Source organism: Halorubrum yunnanense (genome assembly GCF_026586675.1).
Lineage (GTDB): Archaea > Halobacteriota > Halobacteria > Halobacteriales > Haloferacaceae > Halorubrum > Halorubrum yunnanense.
The window spans coordinates 101307-126766 of record NZ_JAODIX010000001.1; the positions used below are offsets into that span (position 1 = coordinate 101307).

Consider the following 25460-nt stretch of genomic DNA (forward strand, 5'->3'; position numbering starts at 1 on the left):
CCCCGCGGCCTCCCTCGCGCGGGCTGCTCGCGGCCGCCGTGGGTGGCCGCTCACAGGCGCACGCCAGGTGGATTGGCGGGAGTCAGAGCATGGGACGTGTGAACGACGACGTTCGGTGGGCCTCAGTCCGCCGCGACTGCCTCGGCGTCGTCGCTCGTGTCGAGCGTCTCCTCGACCTGCGTCACCACCGCCGCGAACGCGACGACCGCGAGCCCCGCGCCCACCGCGAAGGGGACGAGGAAGCCGAACCCGACGAGCCAGCCGGACGCCAGCGGGCCGAGCGCGATGCCGAAGCCGAACCCCATCGTGAGGACGGAGAGGGTCGTCCCGGACTCGCCCTCCCGCGCGAGGTCGCCGGCGAGCGCGAGCGACGGGGCGAAGACGCACGCGACGGCGACGCCCTGCGCCAGCCGGACGAGCGTCATCACGATGGGGTCGGTGACGATCCCCTGCAGCAGCGTCGTCGGCACGAGGAGGACGAACCCGGCGAGCAGGAAGGGGCGGCGCCCGATCCGGTCGCTGGCCTGTCCGACGGGCACCTGCAAGACCACGTTCGCGATGGTGACGGCGGCGAACTGGAGCCCGAACCATACCGGCGCCTGGTCGAGCCGGACGTTCACCTGGTTCTGGAGCGTCGCGTACAGCGCGATACACAGCCCCATCGCCACCGTCGCCAGCCCGAGCGCGAAGATGGGGTCGAGCAGGCGGTCCTCGCCGCGCACGCGGATCGAGAGGTCGTCGCTCGCCTCGCTGGACTCGGCCGCGTCGCGCACGAGGAGGAAGACGAGGCCGAAGCTGAGGTACGCTCCCCCGCAGGCGGCCGCGAACGCGGCGTCGAACCCGCCGACGACGGGGAGCCCGATCGGCGAGAGGTCGTACGGGCCCGCCTCGACGACGGCGCCGGCCAGCACCGGTCCGAAGCCGAAGCCGATCAGCCGGAAGGTGTTGTACACGCCGAAGTTCCCGCCGCGGTCGGCGTCGGCCGACGCGTACTCGTTGACCAACGCGACCGTCGCGGGGATGATCAGGGCCGCGCCGAGCCCCTGTATCGCCCGGAGGGCGATCAGCTGCCAGTAGACGGTCGCGACCGTGTACAGCCCGCTCGCGGTCCCCAGGAGTAGGATGCCGATCAGCACGAACGGGCGCCGGACCCCCATCCGGTCCGAGAGGCGGCCGGTCACCGGCTGCGAGAGGCTGTTGAGGAAGCCGAAAAGCGAGAGGACGAGCCCGATGAGCAGCGGCTCGGTCACCGTGACCGACGCCGCGCCGACGCCGACCTCGGTGCCGAGGAGCGCGCCGATGTCGATCAGGTCGCTCGCGATGTACAGCGGCAACACGACGATGAGAAAGGAGTTGCCGGCGGCACCGACCATCCGAGCGAGCGCGAGCACGATGACCCGCCGGTCGGTGTCGGCGATGCCGGAGAGCGTCCCCATTTCCTTCCGCTTCGGTCGGGATTATAAAGGCGTTTGCGAACGACGGGAGTCGTTCCGGTTCCGGGTCGGTTCGCGGGCCCGACGCGGGGAGGCGTCGGCCCTTACGACTCGGCCATCGGCGGGTGCTCGCGCTCGACCCCGCGGAACTCGAAGCGCGCGCCGCCCGCCGCCGACTCGGTCGCCGCGACCGTCCAGCCGTGCGCCATGGCGATCTCGTGGACGATCGCCAGCCCGAAACCGGTGTTGCCCTCGGTGTCGGTCTGCCCGGCCTCGAAGAGGTCGTCCGCGACGCTCTCCGGAATTCCCGGCCCGTCGTCAGCGACGTAGAAGCCGTCGTCGAGGTCGCCGACGCGGACCGTCACGTCCGGGCCGGCGTGTTCCGCCGCGTTCCGGAGGAGGTTCTCGAAGAGGTTCCGGAGCCGGTCGGGGTCGGCCGACACGTCCCGGTCCGTCTCGACCGCGAGCTCGGCGTTCCCGGTGTCGACCGTCTCCCAGCTGTTCGCCATCACGCCCGCGATCGACACCGGTTCGGTGTCGCCGACGGTCTCCCCCTCGCGGGCGAGCGTGAGGGTGTGCTCGACGATGGACTCGATGCGGTCGAGCGCGTCGGCGGCGGCGTCGAGGTGTTCGTCGTCGTCGTCAGCGTCCATCTGCGCCAGGTCGACGCGGCCCTGCGCGACGTTGAGCGGGTTCCGGAGGTCGTGCGAGACGATGCCTGCGAAGGAGTCGAGCCGCTCGTTCTGGCGTCTGAGCGCCTCCTCGCGCTCCTTGAACGCCGTGATGTCCTCCTGGAAGCCGACCCACTCCGTGGTCCGACCGTCCCCGTCGCGGATCGGGGCGATGCTGACGCGGTTCCAGAACTCGGACCCGTCCTTCCGGTAGTTCAGCAGCTCGACGCTCGTCGACTCCTCCGCCTCCACCGCCCGGCGGAGCTCTGAGACGGACTCCTCATCGGTGTCGGGCCCCTGCAGGAACCGGCAGTTGACCCCGATCGACTCCTCGCGGCCGTAGCCGGTCATGTCGACGAACCGGTCGTTGACGTACACCATCGGGTTGTCCGGCCGGTCCGGGTCAGAGACGGTGATGCCGACCGGCGCCTCGTCGAGCGCGCGCGTCTTCGTCTCCAGCTCCTCACGTCGCTCCACCTCGTCCGAGACGTCGCGCAGGATGCCGACGCTCCCGTCGAAGCACTCGCCCTCGTACGGCAGCGCCGCCATGTGGTCCCGGCAGGGGATCGGCTCGCCCTCTTTCGGCTCGATGTCGACGCGGAACCGCTGGATGTCCGGACTGCTGCTGGAGAGGATGGTCCCGAGCCGGTCTTCGGACTCGCTGACCGCGTCGTCGCCTTTTATCAGTCCCGGCTTGCTGCCGACGATCTCCTCGACGTCGTAGCCGGTCAGCTCCGCGAACGGCTCGTTGACGAACTCGAACGTCCCCGTCTCGTCGACGACGTACACGGGGTAACCGAGCGCCTCGATGACCGTGGAGTAGCGGTCCGCGAGCTCCTTGGTCCGGTGTTCGTCCACCGCCTGGTGGACGCGGTTCGCGAGCCGTCGCAGCTGCTCCGGGCCGCCCTTCTGGAAGTAGCCGGTGACGCCTGCGTTGAGCGCCTGACTCGCGATCTCCTCGCTTCCCTTCCCAGTGTACAGCATGAAGGGGGCCGAGCAGTCGATCTCGCAGACCCGTTCGAAGAACTCCAGCCCGTCCATCTCGGGCATGTCGTAGTCGCTGACGATGCAGTCGAACCGCCCGCCGTCGAGCTCGTCGAGCGCGGCCGACGGCTCCGTGACGGCCGTCACCGCGACGTCCTCCAGTTCGCGCTCGAGGTACGCCTCCGTCAGGTCCAGCACGGAGGGGTCGTCGTCGACGTGTAACACGTCGATCTGTTCTGGCATGGCGCGCCTTACGCACCCGACTCATAAACGAATACCGACCCGGATATCAGTTCTGAGTACGCGGGTTTCGGACGATGCGGCGCGGGCGCGGTCACCCCCGGCGTCGGGACCGATGCCGCTCCCGCCGCGCGTGGCTGATTCTTAAGGCGACGCGGCGCGGAGCCCCGGGCGATGGCTGGCGGCACGCTCCCCGGGACGGCCACCGACGAGGCGGACGGGAGCGACCGCGTCGTCTTCCACGTCGACATGGACTGCTTTTACGCCTCCTGCGAGCGCCTCCGTCGGCCCGAGCTGGAGGGCGAGCCCCTCGTCGTCGGGATGGGGTACGAGGCGGGCGAGACGATCGGCGCGGTCGCGACCGCGAGCTACGAGGCCCGCGCGGTCGGCGTCGAGAGCGCGATGCCGATCTCGGAGGCGCTCGGCCTGCTCCCCCGCCGGGCCGACGCCGACCCCGACGACCCGAACGCGCCCGGCCCCGAGGAGACCGGTCGGTACCTCCCGGTCGACCTCGACTTTTATAAGGAGGTCGCGAGCGACGTGAAGGCCGTCCTCCGCGACTGCGCCGACACGCTCCGCGAGGTGAGCGTCGACGAGGCGTACCTCGACGTCACCGACCGGACCGCGTGGGACGCCGCCGGAGCGGACGCGTCGGGAACGGCGGACCCCGACGACGGCGATCCCCCGCCGAGCGCCGCGGCCGGCCCCGCCGAGGCGCGGACCCTCGCGGAAGGGTACGCCCGGCACGTCAAAGAGCGCATCGAGCGCGAGGCCGGGGTGCCCGCGAGCGTCGGCGTGGCCCCGGACATGTCGACCGCGAAAGTCGCCAGCGACGCCGACAAGCCGGACGGGCTCGTGGTCGTCCCGCCCGGTTCGGTCGAGCCGTTCCTCGCCCCGCTCTCGACCGCCGACATCCACGGCGTCGGCCCCGTGACGGAGCGCACCCTCGCCGAGATGGGGATCGAGACCGCCGCCGACCTCGCCGCCGCCGACCCCGACCGCCTCGCCGACGAGCTGGGCGAACGCGGCCCCGAGCTCGGCCGGCGCGCCCGCGGCGACGACGACCGGGAGGTCACGCCGACCGGCCTCCCGAAGAGCCTCTCGCGGGAGTCGTCGCTGTCGCCGACCGACGACCGGGAGACGAAGCGCGAGACCGTCGCGGCGCTCGCGGCCGACGTGGCCCGGCGGGCCCGCGAGCGGGGGTGTCTCTACCAGACCATCGGGATCAAGGCGGTCGAGCCCCCATACGACGTCAACACCCGAGCGCGGAGCCTCTCGGGGCCGGTCGACGACCCCGACCTCGTGGAGTCCGTCGCATTCGACCTCCTCGCGGAGTTCGCCGACGACCGGGTCCGCAAGCTCGGCGTGCGCGTCTCGAACCTCGACTTCGCCGAGAGCGACCAGGCGACGCTCGGGGGGTTCGAGGCGGGGGGCGAAAGGAGCGACGTCGACTTCGCCGACGCGTCGGGAACCCGGTCGGACGCCACCGACGGCGACGGCGGGAAGCTCACCGACTGGGTCGGCGGCGAGCCGACCGCCGGGGACGGGAGCGAGACGGACGAGGCCCGGGACCGGCGGGCGCGCGAGCGCGACGACGGCCAGGCGTCGCTCGGCGACTGGTCGTGAGGCCCGGGAGTGAGCCGGAACCGCGAGGGCGGCGTCCGAGCGCGGGGATTTAGGTGCGCGAGCGCCGACGCCGAGGCATGGACGACCTCGCGTGGGAGACGCTCGACACCGACATCGACTACCGCTGCCCCGGCTTCGACGTGCGCCGCGACGAGGTGCGCTTCCCGGACGGCGACACCGACGGGTACCACTACGTCGACGAGCCGCCCGCGGTCGTGGTACTGCCCCTCACTCCTGACGGCGACGTCGTCGTCATCGACGAGTGGCGGCAGGCGGTCGGCCGGGTCAACCGCGGGCTCCCCGCCGGGACGGTCGAGCCGGAGGACGCCGACGATCTGGCGGGCGCGGCTGCCCGCGAGCTCGCCGAGGAGACGGGGTACGAGGCCGACGCCTTCGAGCGCCTGACGACGGTGGAGCCGACGAACGGGATGGCGAACGCGGTCCACCACCACTTCCTCGCGACGGGGTGTGAGCCCACCGCGGAGCGCGACCTCGACCACAACGAGTCGATCGCGGTCGAGACGGTCCCGTACGACGACCTGCTCGGGGCCGTCGTCGACGAGGGGCTCCGCGACGGGCGGGCCGTGACCGCGGTGCTCTGGTACGAGCTGCTGCACCGCTGAGCGCGGCCCCTCGGACGCCGGGAGCGCGGGACACGAACAGCCCTATTATGCGTCGGCCCGTACGTCAGGCGATGGCAGATCCCTCCGGCGACGACGCGCACCGACGGGAGCCGGGCGCTCCGGACAGCACGGCCTCTCCGGCGGCCTCGGACGGTCCGGGCGGCCGTGCCGTCGCGGTCGCGATCGTTACGGCCCTGCTCCTGGGAGCTCTCGGCCCCGCGATCGCCCTCCTCAGCGGGGGCGTGGTGCTCGGGGTCAACACCGTGACGGGCGGGCTCCCGCTCGCCGCGAGCCTCGCGCTCACGCTGGTGTTGGGCCAGTACGTCGCGTTCGGCGGGCTGGCGCTCGCCTACCTCGCGTGGCGGGGGCTCGACCGCGCCGGGATTGTCGCGTACCTCGGCGTGCGGCGCCCGAGCCTGAAGGAAATTGGTCTGATCGTCGGGAGCTGGGCGCTCATCCTGGTCACGATCATGGCGGTCTCGCTCGTCATCCAGGCGCTCGGCACCGAGACCGCCTCGAACCAGAGCGCGGAGCTGGCGATGCAGAACCCCGCGATCATCCCCCTGCTCATCGCGGCGTCGTTCCTCGTGATCGGCCCCTCCGAGGAGATCCTCTACCGCGGCGTCGTACAGGGGCGGCTCCGCGAGACGCTGTCGCCGGCGCCCGCGATCCTCGTCGCCTCCGCGATCTTCGCCGCGGTCCACGTGATGGCGCTGACCGGCGGGCTCTCCGGGCGGCTCACCACCATCGCCATCCTCTTCCTCCCGAGCATCGTCTTCGGCGCGGTGTACGAGTACACCGAGAACCTCGTCGTCCCGGCCCTGCTCCACGGCCTCCACAACGCCGTCATCTTCACCATCCTGTACGTCACGATCGCCTACGGCAACCGGATTCAGGAGATGGCCGAAGGCGGGACTGCGCTGCTGGCTATTTAAATAGGCGAGCGACGCAGCGCGTTTTCGACCGGCGGCGACGACGTGATATTTATAAAAGAACGAGGCGGTCGGCGCGCGCCTTCGAGCGGTCGCCCTCGGCGACCGCGAGGAGCGCGTGCGAGGGAGTCGCCGGCTCCCGAAGCGAAGCGGAGGGTGCCAGCGACGAGGCTGGGGAGGTGTGAGGTGCTGTGCGGTTGCGGTCGGGGTGGGACTCAAGGGGGCAGCCGGGAGGGCGAAGCCCGACGACGCAAGCACCACAGCGAAGAAGCGAGTGCAACGAGCGACTGAGCGAGGAGCGCAGCGAGTCGTGCGAGTCCTCCCGGCTGGGGCTTTGGAGGTGTTCACCGCAGAGTCAGCGATCACGTATAGCCGAGCAGCTGGGATTTTAGAAGCGGTCACCGCGCGTAGTCGACGACTCGATTGATGAGTAATCGAACTCTCATACCGTTGACATCCTCCCCGCGCTGAAGCGCGAGGATTCCCACGGCACCGTACCGCTGGGTTGGGATATTGTGGTTTACGACGTGACCTGTTCTTGAGGTGCGAACGCACCAGTTTCTTTGTCAAACAAGAACGTCGATGGCTGTGCCAACCAGCCGTTACTCCTATCCACCGACAGATTCGGTGAACTCGGAGATACTTTCTGCCGAATGTTCTCAGCGCCGTTCACGTCCGCGTTCGCGACTGTCCCGCACTCGTCGCAGACATACAGTCCGCGTTCAACACGGTTCGCCTTTCGTTCCCGACCACAGCACGAACACGACTTCGAGGTGTCCCGCTCAGACACGTACTCGACCGTGATGCCTGCCATCTCGGCTTTGTATTCGAGGAGATCGGTGAAGCGGTCGAACGCCCACGAGTGCAGGTCAAGATTACCGTGTTTCCCCCAGTCTTTCGACTCACTGTTCTTCGCATCCTCACGGATGCCGGAGAGATCGCCCACCACGATAGTTCCAACACCTTCGTCAACACATCGCTGAACGATGTGTTTCGAGAGTGTGTGGAAGTAGTGCGTGCGGCGAGCCGACTTCTTGTGGTTCAACCGCGTGGCCTGCTCGGAGTTCGAGTCGTCACACCGAGCGATCCGCTTGCTGAAGTAGTAGTCGTCCTGTTTCAAGCAGTTGAGCGGGTACAACTCGCTGTGACCGTCTTCGTAGGCGAGCGCCGCAAAGTTGTTGATACCGAGATCAACACCCACCGTCTTCTCACCGGGGGCGTCAGCCACGTCGATCTCGACCTTACAGACGAAGTGTAGTTCCCACTCGTCGCCCGTCCGTACAATCTTGACTTGTTGGACGTTCTCCACGGCGGAGAGGTCAACGTTGGGGCGAGTTTGGTACTTGCACAGGACGAAATCCGACCAGTACTCCTTCAGGTTCGATCCTTTTGAGAGCCGAACTCGGTCGTACTGAGTGTCGAGTTTGAAGCCTTTCTGCTTGAATGTGACTGTGGAACGCGGGTGCTCGTCGCCGTGTTTGCGGTAGCCGGGCGGGTTCGCTTTCGCATCTCCGCTTTGCCGGTTGCCGTACCAGCCGTTGAACGCCTCAGCGAGTTCTTGAAGGACTCGCTGACTTGACTGCGAATGCAGGTCATCATAGCGTTCGTGGTTTTTGAGGTACGTGGTGAGTTCGTTGTGGTTGGGAATGTGACCGATTTCATCCCAGACCCGACTGCATGTCCACCGGCCGACGTTCCAGAGTTTCGAGGCGGCGAACCCGAGCGAATCAAGGTCGTCTTGCACCCGAGACTGGTTCCGTATGGAAGCAGTGTAGGTGCGAGTAACGACCTGTTTCGCCATATGTAACCAATGTAGACAAACTTACTTGAAGGCTTGGATGGAGCAGCGTGGAATATCCAGCCGTGCCATCGGACGGTGGACTGTGAAGGGTGGTGTCGGATTCATCCCCGCGCTAAAGCGCGAGGCTTTCTCCTCGATTCTCCGTAACTACCGAGTACAGGCGGACTGAGGGGAGTAAGCCCCCTTCGGTTCGTCCCGACATTCGGCTGAGCGTCCGCGCCGTGGCCGGACTACCTTGTGGCGCGGACTTGCACCGGCGAGGATTCGCCGTTCCATCCGTTCCCGCCCGTCTGTAACGTGGCAAAGCCACGCCAACGTGGCAGAGCCACGCGCCCTCACCGGGTTAACTCCCTTCCCTTGCGGGTCGGTTCGCACGGATCATCGGTCGAGGCGGGGGGTGTCGTTGCTGTTCCAGAGCCAGCCGTCTCCGACTCCGGGCGTGTGCCCGGTCGCCCGTCCGGCCGGTGGGGGGACTTTCCTCATGCCAGAGGCACGGGAGTCGGGCTCCCTCTGTCCGAACCGTCGTTGTCCGCGGCCGCGAATAAGCGATCCGGTCGGGGATCGTGACTCTCGGTGCCTCCGACTCCCGCCGATTTCGACTCCCGCCGGTTTCGACTCCCGCCGGTTTCGACTCCCGCCGACTTCGACTCCCGTCGACCACGCCCCCCGATCCGGCGGACGCATCGAGGAGACTCGGACGCTGCGAGGGACCGAAATGCCATCGCTTCACAAGGGAAGCGTTCAAGTCGTCAGCAACGTAATAGACTATCATGTCCGAGGCCCAGACCGTTCAGCTGTCGTACGACGACGGTGCACGAGCGGTCGAACTCGCGCGGGAGGCGGTCGAGTCGTTCGTCCGACATGGACAACGCGAACAACCCGGCAGCATGCGCGAGGCGTTCTACGCCCGCACCGGGGCGTTCGTCCGACTGGAGTCAACAAGGGGCCGCGGCCGGCTCCGCGGCTGCGCCGGCGCGTGGGAGACCTCCGACCAGCTCGGCCACGCCATCGTCGAGGCCGCGATCAAGGCCGCCTCCGGCGACTCTTGCGGCTCGGAGGTCGAGCCGAAGGAGCTGGACAACATCACCGTCTCCGTGTTCGTCGTCTCGAACACGGTGCTCACCAACGACCCCCTCGCTGACCTGAATATCGGCACTCACGGCGTCGCCGTCGACGGCGGCAACTCGCACGGCTGGCTCTACCCGACCGTCCCCGTCGAGAACGGCTGGTCCGGCGCCGAATTCCTCTCGCGCGCCTGTCGGAAGGCGAAGCTCGCCCCGGACGCCTGGCAGGACGAGGACACGATGGTGACGCTCATCGAGGGCCAGGTGTTCCGAGAGCGCGCCGACGGCGGCGCCGTCGAAGAGCTGTAAGGCCGGCCTCCCCCGTTACTTCTCCGCCCCGTAGTTGACCGCTTCTGCGTCCCCCGTTACTTCTCCGACCCGTAGCCGACCGCTTCTGCGTCCGCCAGCGCCCGCTCCGTCGCGGCCCCGAGGTCGGCGGCGTCGTCGGCGACGACCTCCCCGTCGCGGACGACCGGCTCCATGAGCGACTCGGCGTCGTCGGGGCCCGACCGGTCCGCCAGCCCGACCGCGTGCGCGCCGTCGGCGGTGCGGTAGACGGCCTTCGTCCCGGAGAGCTTGCCGCGCTTCGCGGCCGGCTCGCCGTCGACCGAGACGATGTCGAGCGCGAAGTCGACGGGGTCGGCGTTGGAGACGTACCCGCCCACGCCGAAGCCGTCGACGACGTCCCGCAGCTCGCGGAGGTCCGCGGGCCCGAGCCCGCCGGAGACGTACACGTCGATGTCGGCGTGGCCGCGGGCGTCGAGCTCCCACCCGACCTCGCGGACGATGTGCCGGAAGTCCCCCCGCCGCGAGCCGGTGGTGTCGAGCCGGACGCCGTCGAGCCGGTCGCCGAGCGCGTCGACCGCGCGGAGCGTCTCGTCGACCTCGTCGGAGTAGGTGTCGCACAGCGCGACCCGCGGCACCGACTCGCCGACGGCCTCGTCGAAGGCGCGCCACGCCGCCTCCTGCTCGCCGCGGCCGAAGCAGATGGAGAGGGCGTGGGGCATCGTCCCCGACGCCTCCCGGTCGAGCAGGTCGCCGGCGGCGACGTGCGAGAAGCCGTCGAACCCGCCCACCAGCGCGGAGCGCTCGACCGCCGCCGTCATCGCGGGGTGGACGTGGCGCGCGCCGAAGGAGAGCACCGACGACTCGGGCGCCGCGACCCGGCAGTCGAGCGCGGCGGTCGCCATCCCGGAGGCGTGCGAGAGGAAGCCCAAGAGGGAGGTCTCCAGCCGGGCGAACGCCAGGTACGGCCCCTCGATCCGCATCACCGGGCCGCCGTCGAACAGGCGCCCCTCGGGGACCGCGTCGGCGTCGACGTCGCGCCCCTCCAGGAGCGCGAGCGCGTCCTTCAGCCCGGCGAACAGCTCGAAGTCCCCGTCGGGGAACTGGTCGGCCGTCACCTCGGCGACCACTCGCGGATTCCGGCCGGCGTGCTCCAGCGCGGCCTCGGTCCGCTCGAAGTAGGCGTCGGTCGCTCGGCCGCTCCTGATGGCGGCCGCGTCGACGATGTCGAACTCTGTCATACACGGAACACGCCCGCGCGAGAGGAAAAGCGGTCCGGGTCCCGCGCCGGCGCGTCGTCCGCCCGACCGTCCTCACTCCCGCGACCGACCGTCCTCACTCCCGCGCCCGACCGGTCTCACCCCCGCGACCGACGCGCGAGCACCGACACCGCCGCCAGCACTCCGAGGAGGCCGGCGACGACGCCGAATCCGGGCGTCCCGTCGTCGGTCGAGGCGTCCGGGCCCGACGAGCCGTCGTCGGTCGAGGCGTCCGGGCCCGACGAGCCGTCGTCGGTCGAGGCGTCCGGGCCCGACGAGCCGTCGGCGTCGTCGCCGCCCGGCCCCGTGTCGTTCCCGTCGTCGGAACCGCTCCCGTCGTCCGCGCCGCCGTCGGTCCCGTCGCTCCCGTCGTCGGTCGCGGGGCGTTCGAGGCCCGCGTCGGGGCGCAGCTCGAGCACGCCGGCGGGCTCCGGGGCGTGGGCGATCGTCACGGTGGTGCCGTCCCGGACGACGCCGTAGGCGCCCGGGAAGTCGCCGCCCTCGATCTCGTACACCTCACCCGTCTCGTACTCGGCGTCGCCGTGGGCGGTAATCATCCCGAGGTACGTCTCGCGGAAGTCCGCGGCGTCGGCGGGAGTCCGCCACTCGGTCACCCAGACGTAGCCGTCGCGGGCGTCGTCGCCGTCGCCGGCGCGGTACGGGTAGAGCTCGTCGCCCGCCCAGCCATCGGTCGACTCGTGGGCGTAGTTGAAGTTCGCGCGCGTCTCCAGTTCGCGTTCGGGCCGCGTGTGGATCCGGACGTTCTCCCGGACGCTCGCGCCGGGTTCGAGCACCGGGTAGTCGTACTCGAGGCTCTGGTACCAGAACATGACGAACATCGACGCCTCGCCCGCCGTCTCGGCGCCGTCGACGCCCTGCTCGGGGTAGGTCTCCCAGTCGCCCGTCGCCGCGTCCTCGAACGCGACCTCGTCGGTCTCGTACTCGGGGTTCCGGTGGATCACCTCGGCGGTGCTCCCGGGCGGCTCGGTCATCGTCTCGTTGACGGCCGCCCACCCGCCCTCCTCGACCAGCTCCTCGACGTAGAGCGCGCCGTCGGAGTACGGGTGGAGCACGGTCTGGAGGATGCCGAAGTTGTAGTCGCTCGCCGAGCCGCCGCCCCCGCCGGCGGAGTCCGGGGCGTCGAGACAGGTCCAGTTGTCCGCACAGCGGGCGGCGTAGCGCTCCTCGATGTGGACGGCCTCGCCCTCAACGATCCCGTCGATCGCGAGGTCGCCGTCCTGCGTGGCGTCGACGTAGCGGGGCCGCGTGAGGTCGTGGTACTGGTCTTGCATCCCGTGGACCAGCTCGTGGGCGAGCGTCGACGGGTCGATCCGCGTCTCCTCGCCCTCGGCGACGACGAGGACGATCCGGTCTTGGGCCGGGGAGTAGAAGCCCGAGACGGCGCCGCCGAACACGGCGTCGATCTCCTCGTTCGCGTCCGTGTCCTCGCCGACGACGAACAGCGCCTCCCACACTTGGTCGTTCCAGCGCCGGAACGCCTCGCTGCTGTTGTTCCCGCCGGCCGTGTCGTTCGCGAACGCCTCGCGGGTGACCGTCTCGACCGGCACGTCCTCGCGGAACGGCCGCTCGCGGACGTGCTCGACGCGCGCCATCGTCAGGTGCGTCAGCGCCTCCAGCTCGGAGTCGTCCAACCCGTCGCTCTGGTTGAAGGAGAGCTCCTCCTCGTAGTGGGTCCCGTTCCAGCAGCCGACGAGGTCGGTCCCGTCGCCCGCGTCGCACTCGGCGGCGGTCGCGCTGGCGGGCGCGTCGCCGCCGGCGACGTCCGCGGGGCCGGCGGTGGCGCTTTCGGCGACCGGACCGGCGGCGGCAGCGACCCCGCCGACTCCGAGCGTGAGGAGGGCGATCGCGGCGGCGACGACCGAGAGGGTGAGAACCCGTCGCATAGGGGCGATTACGACCGACCGGGTAAGTAGTTTGTCGGTGCGGAACTCGACCTGTGAGCGCGTTGTCGAGACGCCGACGGGCCCGCCGCCTCCTCCTTTTTGCATCCGCGCTACGAACCCCCGAGCATGCCGTACGACCCGAGCGAGACCGCGGTGATCGTCGTCGACATGCAGAACGGGTTCTGCCACCCGGACGGGAATCTCTACGCCGAGCCGAGCGAGGCGGCGATCGGGCCGGTGACGGCGCTGGTCGAGCGGGCGCGCGAGGCCGGCGCGACCGTCGTTTACACGCGAGACGTCCACCCGCCGGAGCAGTTCGACGAGACGTACTACTACGACGAGTTCGACCGCTGGGGCGAACACGTCGTCGAGGGGTCGTGGGACGCCGAGCTCGTCGCGGGGCTCGACGTCCGCGAGGGCGACCACGTCGTCGAGAAGCACACCTACGACGCCTTCTATCGGACCGACCTGGAGGGGTACCTCGACGCTCACGGCATCTCCGATCTGCTGATCTGCGGGACGCTCGCGAACGTCTGTGTCCTCCACACGGCCGGCAGCGCGGGGCTCCGGGACTACCGCCCCGTCGTCGTCGAGGACGCCCTGGGGTACATCACCGAGGACCACCGCGAGTACGCCGTCGAGCACGCGAACTGGCTGTTCGGCGAGACGACGACTCGGGAGAGCGTCGCGTTCTTGGAGGCGTGAGCCGGCGGGGGCCACGGGCGTGAGTTGACGGGCGCGTCACGGACTCAACCGGCCGTACAGCCCTGAGAACCGTTATCAGCCGCGCGAATCGGCGTGTAACCCTTTTGAATCCCGACCGGGACGGTCGCGTATGGAACTCTCTCGACGCGGGATGCTCGCCGGGGTGGGAGCCGCGTGCGCGGCCGGCGCCGTCGGATTTGCCGGGGCGACGGCGGTGACGGACGGCGAGTCCGCGAGCGACGGCGGAGCGGGGGGCGGCGGATCGATCGACGACGACCCGGTCGGTGGCGGTTCGACCGACGACGGGTCGAACGACGGCCCGGCTGGCGCGGTGGACGCCGACCCGGACGCCCCGTTCGAGGCGCGCCTCCTCCGCGACGGCGAAGACGACCGGCGGCTGTTCGACGCGGGCGACCTCGACAAGGTCGAGGGCGTCTTCGACGACGACGGCGAGTACCTCGTGTACGTCGCGCTCGGCGACGACGGGGTCGACGTCTTCCAGGAGCGGCTGGCGGCCTCGGGCGCGGTCGACGAGCCGGAGCGGTTCGTCGTCTCGATGACCCTCGACGGGACCGAGGTCAGGCGGGTCGAGCTGGACGAGCCGACGGTGGCCGAGCTCACCGGCGACTGGGGCGGCCTGTTGACGCTGCCGTTCGGCGAGGAGCGCGTCGCGGAGTCGGTGTATGAGTCGCTGGCGTCGACCTAACTCGTTAGGCACGGCAGTGATAAACGGTCGATCCGCGCCGATAAGCGGCCCCCCCGCGGCGCGGAGGGGATCGGTTATGCCTCCGGCGACCGTATCGAACCGCATGAACGAGGGCGACGACGACCGGGGGACGGCGCGTGAGACGCCCGACGAGACCGGCGGGCGGCCGTGTCCGCGCTGCGAGACGCCGATGTACCACAGACACTGCAAGTACGTCTGTCCGGCCCACGGCGTCGTCTACGACTGTAGCGACACGTTCTACTGAGCGCGGCGTCGGTACGCCGGGTTTCCCCCGGCGCGGTCCCTGTTTTAGTCTCCCCCTACCGCGCCGGAATCAGCCGTTGGCCGCACGGAGACAACAATGGATGTGCGAACTGTTATGTTCTTGGAGAGCGACTTTTGATCTATGACCGGCGACCCGCTCTTGACCCTCCTCGCCGACCGTCAGGGGTCATCATGGTAGAGCAAACCCAGGTTGCCCGGAGCAAGCGGATCCAGCGTCGGACGGGGAAGACCTTCCACGTCGCCACCCGGCTGCTGCCGAAGCGGATCCGCCACGCGACCTACGTGCTGTACGGCTTCTTCCGGACCGCCGACGAGGTCGTCGACGCCGAGGACACCGGCCCCCCAGCCGAACAGCGCGCCGAGCTCGACCGCCTCCGACGGGCCGCCCTCGGCGAGGAGCCGACGGACGACCCCGTCCTAGAGGCGTTCGCCGAGGTCACGGCGGAACACGGGATCGCCGACGAGGACGTCCGCTCGTTCGTCGACGCGATGGAGAGCGACGTCGACACCGACCGCTACGAGACGTACGAGGAGCTGGAGACGTACATGGACGGCTCCGCGGCCGCGGTCGGCCGGATGATGACGGCGATCATGGACCTCGACGCGGAGACCGAGGCGGCGGCGCTCCCGCACGCCACCAAGCTCGGCGAGGCGTTCCAGATGACCAACTTCATCCGCGACGTCCGCGAGGACGTCGTCGAGCGCGACCGGATCTACCTCCCCATGGAGACCCTCCGGCGACACGGCGTGAGCGAGGAGCAGATCCTCGAGCTCTCCTTCGACGCGAACGTCGCGGCCGCGGTCCGCGAGGAGCTCGCCCGGACCGAGCGCCTCTACGAGGAGGGCGTCGCGGGGATCAAGTACCTCCCCGACGACTGCCAGCTGGCGGTGTTGCTCGCGGCCGTGCTGTACGCGGACCACCACCGGCTCATCCGGGACCTGGGGTACGACACGGTGTCGACGACGCCCGAGCTCTCCTTCGCCCGCAAGATCTCGCTGCTCGTCCGGACGCGCTGGAAGTGGCAGTGGAACAAGGACCCCGAAGCGGTGTTCCACGAGGTGTGCCGCGGCTTCGACGGCACCCGCGACCGCCACGAACACGGGTCGCGCGGCTCGGGCGTCGCGCAGTCGGATTGAGCGCGGGGCGCCGGTCGACATGGACAGGTCGCGGTTCGTCGGCCTCGCGCTGCTCGCGTTCGGCCTCGTCTTCCTCTCGTTCATCGTCCGCGGCACGACGCGCCTCATCGCGCCCTACGAGCTGGCCGTGGCGCTGTCGGCGCCGATTCTCTTCGTCGCCGCGGGGCTGCTGGCGGTCCTCGCCGTCCTCGCGACGCTCGACGTGACCGGGATCGGGCGGTTGGAGTGAGCCGCGCTGTCGAGATGACTCCCGCCAAAGCCCCAGCCGCTCAGTTATAAATAGTTGACCGGGGATCGACGGTGAACTCCACCAAAGCCCCAGCCGCTCAGTTATAAATAGTTGACCGGGGATCGACGGTGAACTCCACCAAAGCCCCAGCCGCTCAGTTATAAATAGTTGACCGGGGATCGACGGTGAACTCCACCAAAGCCCCAGCCGCGTGGAGGGCGCACGCTCGCTGCGCTCCTCAGTCGTTCGCTCTGCTCACTCCTTGCGGTGCTTGCGTCGCCTACGCCCTCCACGCGGCTGCCCCTTTGAGTCCCACCCCGACCGCAACCGCACAGCACCTCTCACCTCCCCAGCCTCGCCGCTCGCTCCGCTCGCGGCGTCCCTCGCGCGTGCACCTCGCGCCCTTCGGGCGCTCGCAGGCACGCGCCGACCGCAGTCCAATTTATAAGTGATTGTCGTCGCTCGCGGTTATTTCCCTATGATGCAGCGGGGGTCCGGTCGGTGAGGTCCGGCGATACCAGCCGGAGTGGGCGAAGTCGGAACGCCCTTTTGACCGCGGCTCGGAGGGAGCGTATGGACGTACGAACCGTCGCCGACCTCTCGCCGGCCGAGCGGCGCGCCTTCTTCGAGCGCGACGCCGGCGTCGACGCGGTCCGCGACGACGTGAGCGGGATCGTGGGCAGAGTGCGGGAGGAGGGCGACGTCGCGCTGCGGGAGTTCGCCGAGGAGTTCGACGGCGTGAGCGTCGGCAACATCGACGTCACCGACGACGCCGAGCGCGCGCACGCCCAGCTCGACGACGCCGACGACCCGGCCCTCGACGCGGTCCGCGAGGCCGCGGCGAACGTCCGGGCGTTCCACGAGCGACAGCGCCCCGAGGACTGGCGCGAGGAGTTCGACGGCCGGGAGCTGGGCCGCCGATTCCGACCGATCGACCGCGCCGGGGTGTACGTGCCCGGCGGCGCGGCGGCGTACCCCTCCAGCGCGCTGATGGGCGTGATCCCCGCGACCGTGGCGGGCGTCGACCACGTCGCCGTCGCGACCCCGCCCGCCGAGGAGATCAACCCTGTCACCCTCGCGGCGATCCACGAGGCCGGCGCCGACGCGGTGTACCAGATCGGCGGCGCGCAGGCCATCGCCGCGCTCGCGTACGGCACGGAGACGGTGACGAACGCGCAGAAGGTCGTCGGCCCCGGCAACAAGTGGGTCACCGCCGCGAAGGCGATCGTGCAGGGCGACGTCGAGATCGACTTCCTCGCGGGGCCGAGCGAGGTGCTCGTGCTCGCCGACGAGACCGCGGACCCCGACCTCGTCGCGGCCGACCTGATCGCGCAGGCTGAACACGACCCGAACGCCTCCGCGGTCGCCGTCACCGGCGACGCCGACCTGGCCGCCGCGGTTGCGGAGGCGGTCGACGAGCAGGCCGCCGAGCGCGAGCGCGAGGAGACGATCCGGGCCGCCCTCGACGACGACGCCTCCGGGGTTCTGCACGCCCGGTCGATGCCCGAGGCGGTGCTGTTCGCCGAGGAGTACGCGGCCGAGCACCTCTCGATCGTGGCCGACGACGACGAGGCCCTCTTGGAACGGATCACGAACGCCGGCTCCGTCTTCCTCGGGCCGTACTCCCCCGTGGCCGCCGGCGACTACGCGACCGGGACGAACCACGTGCTGCCGACGAACGGCGGCGCGAAGCGCTACGGGGGACTCTCCGTGGACACCTTCCTCCGGTCGTCGACGGTCCAGCGGCTCGACCGCGACGCGCTCGGCGACCTCTCGGAGACGGTCACGACGCTCGCGGAGGCCGAGGGGCTGGAGGCCCACGCCGAGAGCGTCCGGAAGCGGTTCGAGTAGCCGGAGCGCTTCGAACGCTCGACACCGCCCTCCGCTTCCTTCCGGGGCGACGCGTGCGGAACAAGAGCGGTATATATCGCTCTCGACCGGTACGTGTCGGTACCCGGTGACACCCCCCAGTCGGGACTCCTCAGACCCGCCATATACGGCTCATAGCAGCCTTCTTGACCCGGATTCGTGATTGTGCGTTCGTAATGGTGGAAGACACCGGCAACCGGGGCGAAACGAGTTCGAGACGCCGATTCATCCTCGCGGGCGGCGCGATCGGGATCGCTGGACTGGCCGGCTGTTCCGGGGGGAGCGACGACGGCGAGGCCGGAGCGGGCCTCGACGGCGGCGATGGGAGCGACGGAAGCGACGGGACCGACGACGGGTCGGGCGATCCGATGCTCACGGACGCCTCGGAGTTCGATCCCGCGGAGCCCGGCTGGGAGGGGAACAACTACCTGATGACGGCGGTCTCGGAGAACGACTACTTCCAGGGGAGCCAGACGGACCTGGAGAACATGCGGAACCAAGACGTCGAGGAGATAGCTCACGGCAGCCCGCCACGGGAGCTGCCGGACGACGAGAGCGAGTGGGTCGACCCCGACCCGCTCATTTTCGTGGACAAGCCCGGCGAGTCCGGCCAGACGCAGTACCAGGATACCATCCAGCCGCTGCTGGACCGGCTTGAGGAGACGACGGGCCGGACGGTCGAGTGGCAGCCCGTCGACTCCAACGCGGCCACGGTCGAGTCGTTCCGGGCGGGGCGCGGACATCTGGGCGATATCTCGACCGGAACGTCCGCCTTCGGGGTCAACCTCGGCGGCGTCGTTCCGTTCGCGGTCCCGATAAGTCCCTCTGGACAGTTCGGCTACCGGCTGCTGGCGGTCACCCGCGACGACGAGCACGACATCCAGTCCGTCAACGACTTCGCGCGCGACGATATCACAGTCGCGCACTCCGAGCCGGCGTCGAATTCCGGTAATCAGGCGCCGTCGGCGCTTTTCGACCAGTTCTTCGACGTGACGGCCGGAGAGGACTACGAAGTCAACTTCTCGGGCGGCCACGACCAGACCGCCCGCGGCATCGCGGTGGGCGACTACGACGCCGGGCCGATCTGCAGCACCTGCGTCGATGACCTCGTCGGGTCGACGGAGGACATCGACTACGACGATTTCAAAGTGGTCTGGGCGAGCAACCCGTTCCCGCCGGGTCCGATGGTCCACCGCTACGACCTCCACCCGGACATCGTCGACGGGATCAAGGAAGCGACCATCGGGACCGACTGGACGGACACCGAATACGCCGAAAACACCGGTGAGGCCGAGTACGTTGAAATCAACTACAAGAAGGTTTTCAACGACATCCTGATCATCCAGCGGTACAACGGCGTCGAGTACGAGAGCGGGAACCTGTAACGATGCTCGAAACGGAGAACCTCGGAAAGACGTACCCGACCGGCGACGAGGCGCTCAGCGACGTCTCCGTGCGGATCGACGGCCGCGAGGTGGTCGCGATGATCGGCCCGAGCGGGGCCGGAAAGAGCACGTTCGTCCGGTGTATCAACCGGCTGGTCGAGCCGACGACGGGGAGCGTCCGCCTCGACGACACGGAGCTGACCGCGCTGGACGACGACGGGTTGCGGGACGCGCGCCGGAACGTCGGGATGGTGTTCCAGGAGTACAACCTCGTCGAGCGGCTCACCGTGATGGAGAACGTGCTCTCCGGGCGGCTCGGCTACGTCTCGAACTGGGCCGCGCTCCGGCGGAACTTCCCGCCGGACGACGTCGAGCGCGCCTACGAGCTGCTGGAGCTCGTCGGACTCGACGGCATGGAGGACAAGCGGGTCGACGAGCTCTCGGGCGGACAGCGCCAGCGCGTCGGGATCGCGAGGGCGGTCGTCCAGGAGCCGAAGATCCTGCTGGCCGACGAGCCGACCTCGAGTCTCGACCCCGAGACCTCCCGCGACGTGATGGAGCTGCTCACCGACATCGCCGACGACCGCGACGTACCCGTGCTGATCAATATCCACGAGGTCGACCTCGCTGAGGCGTACGCGGACCGTATCCTCGGGCTTCACGCCGGCGAACTCGTCTTCGACGGGCCGGCGAGCGATCTCACCGGCGAGTCGAAGGGCGTCATCTACCGGGGGGAGGAGCCGCCGGAGTCGGCCGCGACCGACCCGGACTGGCTGTCGGGTCCGGACGACGAGTCGAGCGCGCGGAACGGGCAGGACGCCGGTTCCGACCGCCTGCCCGCGGAGGACTGACCCGTGGCGACCGAGTCGACCTCGCCGGCGGGGTCAACGGGCGCGGCCGACCGGCGGACGTGGCGGCGCCCGACCGCGTTCCGGAACCGGTACACGAAGTGGGCGGTGTACGGGGTCGTCCTCGCGCTGATCGCGTGGTCGGTCGCGAGCCTGCGGATCACGCCCGGCCGCTTTCTCTCCGGAATCGGGTACGGCTACGAGCTGATCGACTCGATGCTGCCACCCGAGACCGGCAGCGAATACACGCTCAGGCTGTTTGACCGCATGATCGAGACGATCGCGATGGCGATGGTCGCCACCGTCGCCGGGATCGCGATCAGCCTGCCGGTCGCGTTCGGAGCGGCGGAGAACCTCGCGCCGCGGCCGGTGTACTACCTGAGCCGCGGGGTCATCAGCGCTACGCGCGCCATCGACGGACTGATCGTCGCGATCATCGCCGTCATCGCGCTCGGGTTCGGCCCGCTCGCGGGGATCGTCGCGATCAGCTTCAAAACGATCGGGTTCTTCTCGAAGCTGTTCGCCGAGGACTTGGAGGACATCGACATGGGCGGCGTCGAGGCAGTCCGGGCGACCGGCGCGACCCGCTTTCAGAGCGTGGTCTACGGGGTCGTCCCACAGGTCGTTCCGCGGTTCGCCGGGCTCGCCGTGTACCGGTGGGACATCAACATCCGGTCGTCGACGATCGTCGGGATCGTCGGCGCCGGTGGGATCGGCGTCCTCCTCCAGCGAGCCTACCAACGGTACGAGTACGACTACGTGGCGGCGATCCTCGTCGCGATCATCGCCGTGGTCTTGGCCGCCGAGTTCGTGAGCGCCGTCGTCAGACGGAGGGTCCAGTGATGGCGGGCGCGACGCGCCGGTGGAGCCGGTTCGACGCGCGAGAGCGGCTCTTCCGGATCGGCGGTGCGCTCGTCGCCGTCGCCGTCGTGGTCGCCTCGTGGGAGTGGCTCGACATAAGCCTCCGGTACGTGACCACCGCGCCGGCGCAGGTCGGCGATCTGTTCGGACGGATGGTCCCGCCGGACTGGGGGTACCTGCCGAACGCGGTCGGCCCGCTCGCCGAGACGATCCAGATCGCCGTCGTCGGGACGATCGCGGCGGTGGCGATGGCGGCCCCGGTCGCGTACATCACCGCCGAGAACACGACGCCGAACCGGGCGACGTACGCGCTCGGGAAGCTCATCGTCACCGTCTCGCGGTCGGTCCACACGATCGTCTGGGCCCTGCTGTTCGTCGTGATGTTCGGGCCGGGGGCGCTCGCCGGCACCGTCGCGACCGCCGTGCGGTCGATCGGGTTCCTGGCGAAGCTCCTCGGCGAGGAGATCGAGGAGATCGACTTCGGGCAGGTCGAGGGGGTCCGCGCGACCGGCGCGAGCCCCGTCCAGCTGCTCGTGTACGGGATCGTCCCGCAGATCAAGCCGGCCTTGGTCGGACTCAGCGTGTACCGCTGGGACATCAACGTGCGGGCGGCGACGATCCTCGGGTTCGTCGGCGCCGGCGGGATCGGCGTCCAGCTGTTCGAGGCGATCGACTCGTTCGCCTGGCGCACGGTGTCGGCGCTCTTGGTCGCCATCCTCGGCGTCGTACTGGTGAGCGAAGGGGTGTCGGCGTACGCCCGCCGGAAGGTGCGCTGAATTCACCTGTCGGCGGAGCGATCCCCGCCGCAACCCTCCGGAACGGATCGGTACCGAAGCATAACCGGCCCGCGCCGCGACCGACCCGCGAACCGACGACACACGAGACACATGACGACGCCTCACCACACCGACGCCCCGATCGACCGAGAGAACGACGAGGTCGTCCTCTTCGATATGGACGGCGTGATCCTCGACGGCTGGGGGACCGACGACGCGGTCCACGGCCGCGCCCTCGACGACGTGCTCGAGGAGCGAGACATGCGAGTGACCGGCGACCTGCGTCGCCCGCTGGAGACGTACGAGTACGACGACGCGTTCCGCGCCGCCTGCGAGGAGCTCGGCGTCGATCCGGCGACGCTGTTCCGGGCCCGCGAGGAGCGCAGCGCGAAGCGCTCGATCGCGCGGCTCGCGGCCGGCACGAGACGGCTCTGCCCCGACGTCGACGCGATCGGCGAGCTCGCGGAGCGCGTCCCCCTGGGGCTCGTGAGCAACAACTACCACCCGACCGTCGAGTTCGTCGTCGACCACTTCCGGCTCGACGCGTTCTCGTTCGTCCGCGGCCGCGACCTCGGCCCGGAGGGGTTCCGCCGTCGCAAGCCGGAGCCGTACTACCTGAACGAGGCCCTCGACGCGCTCGGCGCCGAGGGCGGCCTCTACGTCGGCGACCGCGCCACCGACGTGATCGCCGCCGAGCGGGCCGGGCTCGACGGCGTGTTCCTCAGGCGGGAGCACAACGCCGCGCTCGACCTCGACGCCGAACCGGTCGTGGAGATCGAGAGCCTCCGGCAACTCGTCGAACTCGTCGACCCGACCCCGCCGGCCGCGGAGACGGACCGACCGGGATCGAGCGCCCCGAGCGACGGGCCGCGGTTCGAGTAACCCCGTCGGACCCCGCAGAAACGGTTATCTCGCGCAGTCGCGTCGGGACGGTATGACTCCGTCGCCGCCGACCCTGTTCGAGGGGCTCAGGGCGCTTGAGGCGACGGTCGCGGTCCTCGTCGTCTCCGTCGTCGCCGCCGTCAACGCCGAAGGCGGTCGGTTCGACTTCGCGCCCGTGTTCTCGGACGCCTGGACGCTCGCGTTCCTCGCCGGCACCGCGGGGACGCTGCTGTGGCTGTGGGGGATCGAGGTCACGCCGCTCTTGGGCGCAGCGGGGGTCGCCGCCATCGCGGTCGGCTTCGCCGCGAAGGACACGGTGGTGAACCTCTTCGGCGTGATCGCCCTGTACTTCGACGACACCTCCAAGATCGGCGACTACATCGTCCTTGACGACGGCACCGCGGGGACCGTGATCAAGGTCGGCGTGCGCTCGACGACGCTGCTCACCCGTGACGAGCTGCTGGTGACGGCCCCCAACGCCGCGCTCAACGCCGCCAAGGTGACGAACGAGTCCGCGCCGCAGCGCCGGCGCCGGGTCCGGGTGCCGATCGGCGTCGCCTACGGAACCGACGTCGACGCGTTCGAGGCGCTCGCGGTCGAGGCCATGCTCGCGGAGCCGCTGGTCCTCGACTCCCCGAAGTCGCGACCCCGACTCCGCTCGTTCGGCGACTCGGTGCTGTAGTACGAGCTCCGCCGTTGGGTCAACGGGCCGAGGCCCCGCCGGCGCGCCCAGCACACGCGCAACCGCGCGCTGTACGTGGCGCCCTCCGACGCCGACATCGAGGTCCCGTACCCGAAACGCGACGTGACGGTCACCGCCCCCGGCGACGCGGATGGCGGGACTCCGAGCAAGCGGGCCCCGGCCCGTCCCGCCGTCGACGGGGGAGCGCCGAGCGGTGACGGCGGCGCCGACCGCGAGCCGCGAGCGGACGGTCAGTCCGGATCGGCCGTGAGAGCGGAACCGCTGCCGGGGCCGATCGCCCGGATCGCGCAGCGAACGTAACCGTTAGCGGCAACGGAGACCGGCGATCTGCCGGCAGGGTTTTTACCGTTCGAACGGAAGACATCTGCATGAGTACCGAAACGGCCGACGCGGAGAGCGACCCGGCGATCGAGGTGACCCCCGACGCCGCGCAGGAGGCGCTCTCTCTGCTGGAGGGCGAAGAGCTCGACACGGAGGAGGCTGGCCTCCGCCTGTTCGTCCAGCAGGGCGGCTGCGCGGGTCTCTCGTACGGGATGCGGTTCGACACGGAGCCGGAGGAAGACGATCTGGTCGTCGAGCACCACGGGCTACGCGTCTTCGTCGACCCCGCGAGCCGGAACTACATCGGCGGGAGCAAGCTTGACTACGAGCACGGCCTGCAAGCGGCCGGCTTCGAAGTTGAGAACCCGAACGTCGTCTCCGAGTGCGGGTGCGGCGAGTCGTTCCGGACGTGAGGCGACGCCCCGGCCGCTCCGAGCGCGGTCCCTCCCCGCGTCGCCGCCGACTCGCGCTTTTAAAAGGTTCCGACCGGTAGTAGCCGGCATGAGTCTCGACGCGTCGACGACGACAGACGGCGAGCGGGTGTACACCGACCGGACGATGGTCGAGCGGGGCGCCGAGGGGCCCTTCTACGTCGTGTTCGCGGACGCCGAGGGGTCGAACCGGTGGGGGTTCCGCTGCGGGAACTGCGACTCGTTCGACACGGCGATGGACACGATGGGCCGGATCCAGTGCACGGAGTGCGGCAACATCCGGAAGCCGGACGAGTGGGACGCGGCGCACGAATAACCGCGGTCGCGAAATCGTGAGAAACTTTATCACGAATGGCGGCGAACGCCGAGGTAGATGGCCACTGCGAGCATCCCACCGACGGCGGAGGCCAGAGACGTCTTTCGTGAACTCGGGTACACCGTCTCCGAGGGCGGACAGGAGTTCGTCGCGGAGCGGAAGTGGCGGCGCGTGCTCGTGACGGTGCTGTGTATGGACGACGACGACCTGGACCCGTATCTGACAGACGGCGGCGAGACCCCGCGGCTCCGCTGTTTCGTCACGTGGCGCGACCGGGCCGGCGACCTGCGCGACGGCCTGGTCTCGGAGAAGCCCCCGTACGACTGGGCGGTCATCGGCATCGACGCCGACGGCGAGGACTTCGCCGTGATGGAAGGCGCGCCCGGCAGTCCCTGACGGCGGTCTCGGATTCCACCTGCATTTATATACTCGTGCGTGTAACTGACACACGACATGGTGTTTAAAAAGATCACGCTGATCGGGACGAGCGAGGAGAGCTTCGACGCCGCCGCCGACGAGGCGATCGATCGCGCCGAAGACACTCTCGAGAACGTCTACTGGGCGGAGGTACAGGAGTTCGGCGTGGAGCTGCAAAGCGCGCCCGACCGAGAGTATCAGGCCGAGGTCGAGGTCGCCTTCGAGCTCTCGGATTGAGGCGTCGAACGACCCGTTCGCGAACTCTCGGCAGCTCTCTCGGGACTCGCAGCCGGGCGCGTCGGGCTCGCCGCCCCCGCGCGACGACCGACTCCCATCCACACGGATGTACCGACGGCCGGTTACAGTTCCCGTCCGCAGCTCGGACAGTACGCCGCCCCCGAATACTCACTGAGCGCCGTTCCGCAGCTCGGGCAAAACGACGGGTCGGTCCCCGAGCCCGGACCGCCTTCCGGAGTGCCACCGCTCTCGTCTGCCCCCTCATAGATCTCCGTGTCCCCGGCCGTCGGACCCTCTGACTCGACGTACACTTCCGTATCCCCAGAGCGCTGCTCACCGGCACCGGAAGCCGAACCGCCCGTCGCCGCGGACGGCTCCTGTAGCCGTTCGCTGATCGCGGCGTCTGCGATCTCTGAGCGGAAGAACCAGTATCCGACTGACCCGTCGAACCACTCCGGGTTAGTGGCTCGCGAGCTTGGAGGCGTTCACCGGGGCGCTCCTCATCGCGCTCGTCGTGTTCGTGCTCGGCC

The 25460-nt window shown here is 69.6% G+C and carries 24 protein-coding genes, 1 other RNA gene and 1 pseudogene; 20 read left to right on the forward strand and 6 right to left on the reverse strand.

All coding sequences use genetic code 11. The features are described from left to right. Window positions 1–122: 122 nt before the first annotated feature. The gene (locus tag N5096_RS00580) at window positions 123–1436 is read right to left on the reverse strand and encodes an MFS transporter (protein ID WP_267662402.1); all 1314 of its coding nucleotides are present in this window, start codon (window positions 1434–1436) and stop codon (window positions 123–125) included. Window positions 1437–1537: 101 nt separating this feature from the next. Next, complete coding sequence (locus N5096_RS00585) at window positions 1538–3331, reverse strand: PAS domain S-box protein (protein ID WP_267662403.1); 1794 nt, start codon at window positions 3329–3331, stop codon at window positions 1538–1540. Between the two features lie 171 nt (window positions 3332–3502). On the opposite strand from N5096_RS00585, the gene N5096_RS00590 reads away from it, so the two are divergent. From N5096_RS00590 to N5096_RS00600, 3 genes are all read left to right on the forward strand, one after another. Continuing rightward, a complete protein-coding gene (locus N5096_RS00590) occupies window positions 3503–4954 on the forward strand; it encodes a Y-family DNA polymerase (protein WP_267662404.1) in 1452 nt (483 codons plus the stop codon). 77 nt (window positions 4955–5031) lie between these two features. After that, window positions 5032–5577 carry an NUDIX hydrolase gene (locus N5096_RS00595; RefSeq protein WP_267662405.1) on the forward strand — a complete coding sequence of 182 codons (546 nt, stop codon included), beginning with the start codon at window positions 5032–5034 and terminating at the stop codon, window positions 5575–5577. A gap of 71 nt (window positions 5578–5648) precedes the next feature. Then, window positions 5649–6512, forward strand: coding sequence for a CPBP family intramembrane glutamic endopeptidase (locus tag N5096_RS00600; protein WP_267662406.1), 864 nt, complete (start codon window positions 5649–5651; stop codon window positions 6510–6512). A gap of 517 nt (window positions 6513–7029) precedes the next feature. Here the strand turns inward: N5096_RS00600 and N5096_RS00605 are convergent. Beyond that, window positions 7030–8310 carry an RNA-guided endonuclease InsQ/TnpB family protein gene (locus tag N5096_RS00605; protein WP_267662407.1) on the reverse strand — a complete coding sequence of 427 codons (1281 nt, stop codon included), beginning with the start codon at window positions 8308–8310 and terminating at the stop codon, window positions 7030–7032. A gap of 163 nt (window positions 8311–8473) precedes the next feature. Further along, window positions 8474–8825, reverse strand: an RNA gene (gene rnpB, locus N5096_RS00610) — RNase P RNA component. A gap of 255 nt (window positions 8826–9080) precedes the next feature. Between rnpB and N5096_RS00615 the strand changes: the two genes are divergently transcribed. Next, a complete protein-coding gene (locus N5096_RS00615) occupies window positions 9081–9683 on the forward strand; it encodes a TIGR00296 family protein (RefSeq protein ID WP_267662408.1) in 603 nt (200 codons plus the stop codon). A gap of 56 nt (window positions 9684–9739) precedes the next feature. Here the strand turns inward: N5096_RS00615 and N5096_RS00620 are convergent, their stop codons facing one another. Both N5096_RS00620 and N5096_RS00625 read right to left on the reverse strand, forming a co-directional pair. Next, complete coding sequence (locus tag N5096_RS00620; RefSeq protein ID WP_267662409.1) at window positions 9740–10900, reverse strand: nicotinate phosphoribosyltransferase; 1161 nt, start codon at window positions 10898–10900, stop codon at window positions 9740–9742. Window positions 10901–11016: 116 nt separating this feature from the next. Continuing rightward, window positions 11017–12822 carry an Hvo_1808 family surface protein gene (locus N5096_RS00625; protein WP_267662410.1) on the reverse strand — a complete coding sequence of 602 codons (1806 nt, stop codon included), beginning with the start codon at window positions 12820–12822 and terminating at the stop codon, window positions 11017–11019. Window positions 12823–12948: 126 nt separating this feature from the next. On the opposite strand from N5096_RS00625, the gene N5096_RS00630 reads away from it, so the two are divergent. The 16 genes and pseudogenes from N5096_RS00630 to N5096_RS00705 all read left to right on the forward strand — a co-directional run bounded on the left by N5096_RS00630 (window position 12949) and on the right by N5096_RS00705 (window position 24930). Beyond that, a complete protein-coding gene (locus tag N5096_RS00630; RefSeq protein ID WP_267662411.1) occupies window positions 12949–13527 on the forward strand; it encodes a cysteine hydrolase family protein in 579 nt (192 codons plus the stop codon). 130 nt (window positions 13528–13657) lie between these two features. After that, window positions 13658–14233 carry a hypothetical protein gene (locus N5096_RS00635; RefSeq protein ID WP_267662412.1) on the forward strand — a complete coding sequence of 192 codons (576 nt, stop codon included), beginning with the start codon at window positions 13658–13660 and terminating at the stop codon, window positions 14231–14233. Between the two features lie 103 nt (window positions 14234–14336). After that, window positions 14337–14498, forward strand: a complete 162-nt coding sequence (locus N5096_RS00640) for an HVO_2523 family zinc finger protein (RefSeq protein ID WP_267662413.1) — start codon at window positions 14337–14339, stop codon at window positions 14496–14498. A 191-nt stretch (window positions 14499–14689) separates the two neighbouring features. Further along, window positions 14690–15655, forward strand: coding sequence for a phytoene/squalene synthase family protein (locus N5096_RS00645; RefSeq protein ID WP_267662414.1), 966 nt, complete (start codon window positions 14690–14692; stop codon window positions 15653–15655). Window positions 15656–15674: 19 nt separating this feature from the next. After that, entirely contained in the window at window positions 15675–15884 is a 210-nt protein-coding gene (locus tag N5096_RS00650; protein ID WP_267662415.1) for a hypothetical protein, read from the forward strand. 573 nt (window positions 15885–16457) lie between these two features. Next, window positions 16458–17735 (forward strand): histidinol dehydrogenase, encoded by a 1278-nt coding sequence (hisD, locus tag N5096_RS00655; RefSeq protein ID WP_267662416.1) that lies wholly within the window; start codon window positions 16458–16460, stop codon window positions 17733–17735. A gap of 194 nt (window positions 17736–17929) precedes the next feature. After that, the gene (gene phnD / locus N5096_RS00660) at window positions 17930–19138 is read left to right on the forward strand and encodes a phosphate/phosphite/phosphonate ABC transporter substrate-binding protein (protein ID WP_267662417.1); all 1209 of its coding nucleotides are present in this window, start codon (window positions 17930–17932) and stop codon (window positions 19136–19138) included. Between the two features lie 2 nt (window positions 19139–19140). After that, window positions 19141–19989: a phosphonate ABC transporter ATP-binding protein gene (gene phnC, locus N5096_RS00665; RefSeq protein WP_267662418.1), complete on the forward strand. Its 849-nt coding sequence runs from the start codon at window positions 19141–19143 to the stop codon at window positions 19987–19989. Window positions 19990–19992: 3 nt separating this feature from the next. Further along, on the forward strand, window positions 19993–20829 hold the full coding sequence (phnE, locus tag N5096_RS00670; RefSeq protein ID WP_267662419.1) for a phosphonate ABC transporter, permease protein PhnE: 837 nt from the start codon (window positions 19993–19995) through the stop codon (window positions 20827–20829). After that, a complete protein-coding gene (gene phnE / locus N5096_RS00675; RefSeq protein ID WP_267662420.1) occupies window positions 20829–21623 on the forward strand; it encodes a phosphonate ABC transporter, permease protein PhnE in 795 nt (264 codons plus the stop codon). Before phnE (N5096_RS00670) ends, phnE (N5096_RS00675) begins: the two co-directional genes overlap by 1 nt. 111 nt (window positions 21624–21734) lie before the next feature. Continuing rightward, the gene (locus N5096_RS00680; protein ID WP_267662421.1) at window positions 21735–22505 is read left to right on the forward strand and encodes an HAD family hydrolase; all 771 of its coding nucleotides are present in this window, start codon (window positions 21735–21737) and stop codon (window positions 22503–22505) included. A gap of 115 nt (window positions 22506–22620) precedes the next feature. After that, a pseudogene (locus N5096_RS00685) lies at window positions 22621–23508 on the forward strand (mechanosensitive ion channel family protein); the annotation flags it as partial. 68 nt (window positions 23509–23576) lie between these two features. Then, complete coding sequence (locus N5096_RS00690; RefSeq protein WP_267662422.1) at window positions 23577–23942, forward strand: HesB/IscA family protein; 366 nt, start codon at window positions 23577–23579, stop codon at window positions 23940–23942. An 88-nt stretch (window positions 23943–24030) separates the two neighbouring features. Beyond that, on the forward strand, window positions 24031–24276 hold the full coding sequence (locus N5096_RS00695) for a DUF5816 domain-containing protein (protein ID WP_267662423.1): 246 nt from the start codon (window positions 24031–24033) through the stop codon (window positions 24274–24276). A 57-nt stretch (window positions 24277–24333) separates the two neighbouring features. After that, window positions 24334–24672 (forward strand): DUF7116 family protein, encoded by a 339-nt coding sequence (locus N5096_RS00700; RefSeq protein WP_267662424.1) that lies wholly within the window; start codon window positions 24334–24336, stop codon window positions 24670–24672. 57 nt (window positions 24673–24729) lie between these two features. Next, window positions 24730–24930, forward strand: coding sequence for a dodecin (locus N5096_RS00705; protein WP_267662425.1), 201 nt, complete (start codon window positions 24730–24732; stop codon window positions 24928–24930). The last annotated feature ends 530 nt before the right edge of the window (window positions 24931–25460 follow it).